General features: G+C 27.8%; 6 protein-coding genes. 1 reads left to right on the plus strand and 5 read right to left on the minus strand.

Annotated features, from left to right (window positions below; genetic code table 11):
• Positions 1–31: 31 nt before the first annotated feature.
• From ACR0QS_RS10180 to ACR0QS_RS10200, 5 genes are all read right to left on the minus strand, one after another.
• Positions 32–232: a zinc ribbon domain-containing protein gene (locus tag ACR0QS_RS10180; RefSeq protein ID WP_432633141.1), complete on the minus strand. Its 201-nt coding sequence runs from the start codon at positions 230–232 to the stop codon at positions 32–34.
• Between the two features lie 11 nt (positions 233–243).
• The gene (locus tag ACR0QS_RS10185) at positions 244–882 is read right to left on the minus strand and encodes a hypothetical protein (protein WP_432633338.1); all 639 of its coding nucleotides are present in this window, start codon (positions 880–882) and stop codon (positions 244–246) included.
• A gap of 168 nt (positions 883–1,050) precedes the next feature.
• On the minus strand, positions 1,051–1,926 hold the full coding sequence (locus ACR0QS_RS10190) for a hypothetical protein (RefSeq protein WP_432633339.1): 876 nt from the start codon (positions 1,924–1,926) through the stop codon (positions 1,051–1,053).
• A gap of 10 nt (positions 1,927–1,936) precedes the next feature.
• The gene (locus ACR0QS_RS10195; protein ID WP_432633340.1) at positions 1,937–2,821 is read right to left on the minus strand and encodes a hypothetical protein; all 885 of its coding nucleotides are present in this window, start codon (positions 2,819–2,821) and stop codon (positions 1,937–1,939) included.
• Between the two features lie 61 nt (positions 2,822–2,882).
• Positions 2,883–4,283 carry a dynamin family protein gene (locus tag ACR0QS_RS10200; protein ID WP_432633341.1) on the minus strand — a complete coding sequence of 467 codons (1,401 nt, stop codon included), beginning with the start codon at positions 4,281–4,283 and terminating at the stop codon, positions 2,883–2,885.
• Positions 4,284–5,442: 1,159 nt separating this feature from the next.
• Between ACR0QS_RS10200 and ACR0QS_RS10205 the strand changes: the two genes are divergently transcribed.
• Positions 5,443–5,778 (plus strand): STAS domain-containing protein, encoded by a 336-nt coding sequence (locus ACR0QS_RS10205; RefSeq protein WP_432633342.1) that lies wholly within the window; start codon positions 5,443–5,445, stop codon positions 5,776–5,778.
• Positions 5,779–5,835 lie beyond the last annotated feature (57 nt).

Genomic DNA, 5,835 nt, shown 5'->3' on the forward strand with positions numbered 1-5,835 from the left:
GAATATACTCTAAAAATCATTTTTTTCTCCTTTATAGATTATTTTTATTAATCATTTTATTTATAGCGGACAATTTTATATCTCTGCTTCCGCAACTCGGACATTTAAGCCTAATATTTCCCAATTTTTTTATATTAAATAATTCAAGCAGCGGATTTACTTTTACTGACGAGCTAAAAGTTTTCCCGCAGGAATTACATTTATAAAAATATGGCGGTTTATTTGGCAACATAAATACTCCTTTTATATAATTTTAAAATAACTTAATAATATTATGAGCAAAACGCTCGCAATCGGCAAAAATATAGACAGAAAAAATAATTTTTTATTGGAATTTTCAAGTTTATTAATTTTGGTTGTGAGTTCAAAATCAATATTCTTAATTTTTTTATCAAAACTTTCGGACAAATTATTTATTTTCAAATCGATATTTTCAATTTGTTTGATAATATTCGCGTTAATATTTTTATAAATATTTTCTATTTTTTCGTTTGTCTCGTTAAATTCCGTTTTTAGTAAATTATTTAATTTGTCTATTTCTCCGTTAATATTTTTAGTTTCGTTATTAATTTTATTTATTTCTGTTTTGGCAAAATTATTTATTTTTTCCGTTTCTTCGTCAAAATATTTTTTATTTTCTTTTATATTGGCATTTAGATTTTCAACTTTTTTAATAACTTTAGAATATAAAGATTTATGATTATTAAAATTTTCATTGAATTCGTTGAATACTTTCCAAAAATTGTCCGACTTATCAATCGCTTCCTGCATTTTATGAATTTTATCGGCGTCATCCCGCACGGAATCGATATAAGTAAGCTTCTTTTGAAAGGCTTCCATATTTTTTAGAAGTTCTTCAACTTTTTTTAGAAGATTTTCCATTTATAAATAATCTCCCAATAAACGATATTATTTTTTGATTAAGATAAAGCTATTTTAACCAATCTAATTATCGCTATTACTATTGATAATATTGTAAAAATAGGACTTGTTAAAATGCTCAATATTATTCCAGCTAATATTATTCCTATTGTAATCATGCTAAACTCCTTATTTAATAGTTTCCAAAAGAGAGTCAATAATTTTTTCTTTTCTATCGTATTCTTTTCTCTTTGCTTCAATTTGGCTTTCGTCCAAATTAATATTATCTTCCAATTCTTTTTTGATAATATCGACTCGGATTAATTGCTCTCTTTTTATTCTGTCAATACTTCTCTGTATGAATTCTATTGTATTATTTGTGATAAAATCCAAATCGTCAAAATATTTATTTAAAGATTCTTTTATAATTTCGTCCAAATAATTTCTCATTTGATTTGAACGCTCTTCGGAATTTTCAATTTCCAATATTGTAAAACATTTATAATCGGATAGCGCTATTCTTCCGTTTATATTGTCCGAAAAAGAATTTTTAAAATCATTTAGCAATTTATCAAAGTTATGCCTTAAAGCCAATATATCTATATTTACGCCTTGCGAACAAATATTTTCTTTAATAAAGCTTTCGATTTTATTAAAAGAATCTTCCAAAGTTACGCTAAAAGTCTCTTCAACTTCTTTTATATCTTCTTTCAATTCGTTTCTCATATTATTAAGAATAGAATTTAAATGTTGCAATTGATATATTGTAGAGTTTTCGGGATTGTATGCTTCCATATTTCTAATTTCATCGTTGGATTGTTCGCCGATATTTTTAGAAATTTTTTCCATAAAACCCAAAATTTTTTTAACGCTATCCGCTGGCGGTTCTAAAATCGGCGGAATTTTAGTAGCAATCGTAGATAAAAACTGCCCCGCCGAACTTATCGCCGTAGTCGCAGCCGTTCCTATTGCCGTAGCCGCGCTTCCAACCGCCGCCGCTGCAGTCGAAACCGCTCCTGCAACGGCAGAACCTATAGCTGAAAAAATTGGTATTAAAAAGAACATATTTACCCCCTTATTTTATACTTTCCAAGAAATTATTAATAATCTCTTCTTTTCTGTCGTATTCTTTTCTTTTAGTTTCAATTTCGCTTTCAGTTAATTTCATGTTTTCCTCAATTTCTTTTTTAATATTTTCAATGCTTTCTTCATTATTTTTCTTTATTCGGTTGATGTTTCTTTTAATGGCATTTAAAGAATTTGTGGAAATTTCGTCAATACTGTCGCAAAAATTATTTAAAGCGTTATCGACTAATTCGTCCAAATAATTTTTAATTTTATTTTTTCGCTCTTTTTTATTTTCAAGTTTCAATATTTCGGCGCATTTTGTATCGCCTATCGCTATATGGTCTAATATTTCGCTTGAAAAAGTTCGCTTAAAATTTGTTATCGTATCGCTGAATTTACTTTCAATTTCTCCGACATTTATTCCCAAACCTTCAAATTTTTTATCAAATTCTTTTTCAAGAGCTTCTTTTTGCAAAAACGGATTACTTATAGAAGAGTCATATTCGCTTTTTAGATTAAGTTCGGTATCTATCATATCTACTATTTTATCTTTAATCTCTTTTGATAATTCTATAGATTTATCTTCATATTCTTTAAGTTTTGTTTTATACTCTTCTTTTATGTCGTTTAATATTTTAGTAATCGCTTTAGTTTCTTCAATAGTCGCAGTTTCCGAGTCATAAGCCCCCGCTTTAGATACTTTTCTTGCGCTTTCCGTTGAAGTTTGTCCGAGCGAAGTTCTACCTCCATTGAAAAAATCTAATACATCGTCAACTTTATCTCCAACCCATTCTACGACATCTATAGCCTTTTCAATTTTATCTTCAACCCAATCTGTAACCGTTTCAATAGCTCCCGTTACTAAATCTCCTATGAAATCAAAAAATCCCATAATTTTTCTCCTTTATTTTTAGTTTTTAATTTTTAATTTTATTTTTTTAATCTTTAATTTTTTACTTTTTTATGGCTTCTTTCAATTTGCTATTTTGATTAAGCCATTCCGTTTTTATCTTGTCAAAAGCTTCGTTCAAACCGTTCATAGCCTTTTCGATTTCCTCTATTTCCTTATTTTTCATAAGTTTAAACTCTTCCTGCTGTTTTCTATCCATATCTAAAGAGGCTCGGCTTTGAGAATTTGAATCTTTTATAGTTTTTGCTCTATTGCTTATATTCGTTATCATATTTGAATATTTACTTTCCAAATCTTTCATGGCTATTTCAGTTCCTTTTGAAATTATATTTCCTTTCATTAAGGAATTGACTTTTTCAATATTCGTTAATTCTCTTATATGATTTGAATTATTGATTATTTTATTTTTAAGATTACTATCTTGTAAACTTAAATCTATGCCGTAGCTTTTTGCCAATTTATATATTGACAATATAGCGTCTTCATCGCATTCTCTACCATTTTCAAGTTCTATGAGATTAGAAAATACATAAGAAGAAACTCCGATTATATTATTTTTAAGCAGATTTTCATCGTTATAATTATCTTCTAAATATTTTTTCCATTCTCTACTTTGTTTTTCCCAATTTTCTTTTGGATTATTTTTATTGTCAATTTGCGTTCCCAATATCATAACTTTATACTTATCGTCTCCGACATTTTCAAAAACTTTAGTAATGGTTAAATATTCGTCTTTTCTTAAATTTGTAGCGTCTACGCATACTATAACGGCGTTTGCTCTTTTAATATAATCTCTCGTTATCTTTGAACGATAATCGACTACATCGTCTAATCCCGGTGTATCGACTATTGTCACATCTTTTGGCATATTTTCATTATTCAAAAAAACCGTAAGCTCTTTAACGAAATAATGAATTTTGCTATTTTTTGAAGTATATTCTTTTACTTTTTCTTTTAATTCTTCAATATTTGATACTTCGATTGTTTCGTCTGATTTTCCTATATATTGGTTTTCAATACTTTTGGCTTCCGATTTTTCAAATTCTTTCCTAAAAATATTTGTTTTTGTTCTGTTTTCCGATTCCTCAACACTTTTCCATAAATCGTTCCATTCTTCTTTACTGCAAAATTTAACCAATAATTTATTTTGCGTAGAATATTTGAATTTCGTTAATGATGCGGTTTCGGGCGTCACATCCGTTGAAGCTATATTTTCTTCAAATAATGCGTTAATAAAAGTGGATTTTCCCGCTTTTATCGTTCCAACTATCGCTATTTGCAAACCTGGGTCTTCCGCCAAATATTTTTGTTCTTTAATGTCTTTTCGTTCGTCTTCAAATTTGACATTAAATTCTTTTTCTACCGTTTCGATAGATTTCTCTATTTCAGAGATTTTTCTTTTTTGTCTTTCGACTTCATTTTGTAATTTTTCTAATGCGCTCATTTTAAGCTCCTTGAAATATAAAATTTTTTAATTGAATTATTTATAAAATTATTTAAGGATAAATTTATATCCGAGTATAAAATTTCCCTAAACGATTTTAGGCTGATTGATAATCGTAATAAAATATTTAACGCAATATTAGTATAGTATAGTATAGTATAGTATAGTATAGTATAGTATTTTCTGGAGTAACCACATTCTCTTTCCTTTCGTTTTATTTTTTTATTAAATAATTATAGAGAAAATATTACACTGAAAGCAAAAAAATGTCAATAGTTAATGTTATAAAATTTGAATTTTTTTTTAAAAGAAATTTGTTATTTAGTCTTTATTTAAATTATTTGTTATTGCGTATATTTATCGTCATTGCCGATAGGCACACAGAGTGTGAAAATATTTTCAATAATTCCGTCATTGCGAGATTTTATAATATGTCATTGCGAGCTTTCATAAGAAAGCGAAGCAATCCAAAGTAATAAAATTTTTTTTTTGTAGATTACTTCGGGCTAAAGCCCTCGTAATGACGATAAATTACATGTCATTGCGAGCGTAAGCGTGGCAATCCACTTTAATAAAGCTAAATTTTAAAATCAAATTCTATTTTAATTGGATTACTTCGGACTTCGTTCTAGTTCACTTACGGGACGCCTACGGCGAATGACGGACTTTCCAAATTAGCGAAAATGTTTTTATTAACGAATTGCGAATTCTAAACGGAGTTGTTTTTTTGTTTCCTTTTTTCACCAAAGGTGCGCAGAGCGACAAAAAAAGGAATAGTTTTTTGGTTCTTTTTTGCTATCAAAAAAGAACAAAGAAATTTGATTACTTTCAAATAAAAAGTAAGAAGAAATTTTTTAGGTTATTTTGGCTTAAAGAAAGGGCGTGGCAATCCACTATTAATAAAGTTAAATTTTAAAATCAAATTCTATTTTAATTGGATTAATTAGATTACTTCGGTTTTTTACAAAACCTCGTAATGACAAATTTTTATCTGTCATTGCGAGTAAGTGGGCTACTGCCCGCCTTTGGCGAACGAACGAAGCAATCCAAATAAAATTAAAAATATATTACAAATAACGGTTGTAAATTTTTTTATTTATGATATTTTAAACAATATTAAATTTATAAATTAAATTAAAAAATTTTGGAGTTATTATAAATGGAAATATCCGCTAAAGAACTTGAAAACAATACGGTTGTCATCGAACTTTGTGGAGATATAGATATTTATTCTTCATCCGACTTAAAAGACGCTATGATTTCTCAAATTGATTTTGGAGCGAAAAGAATAATAATTGATATGGAAGATGTTCATTATATCGACAGCAGCGGAATCGGAGTGTTTATTTCGGTATTGGGAACTTTTAAAAAAGTAAACGGAAAAATAGGACTTGTAAAAATAACCGAACCCGTTAAAAAAGTTTTGGAACTTACAAAATTAACGAGTTTTTTACCTATTTATAATACGGAAGCGGAAGCAATAGAAAAACTATAAAAAGTTGAAAAATTAGTTTTATAATAGTTGATTTTTTATTTAATAGTTATAAAATTA

It is taken from the genome of Brachyspira sp. (genome assembly GCF_050873525.1).
Classification (GTDB): domain Bacteria; phylum Spirochaetota; class Brachyspiria; order Brachyspirales; family Brachyspiraceae; genus Brachyspira.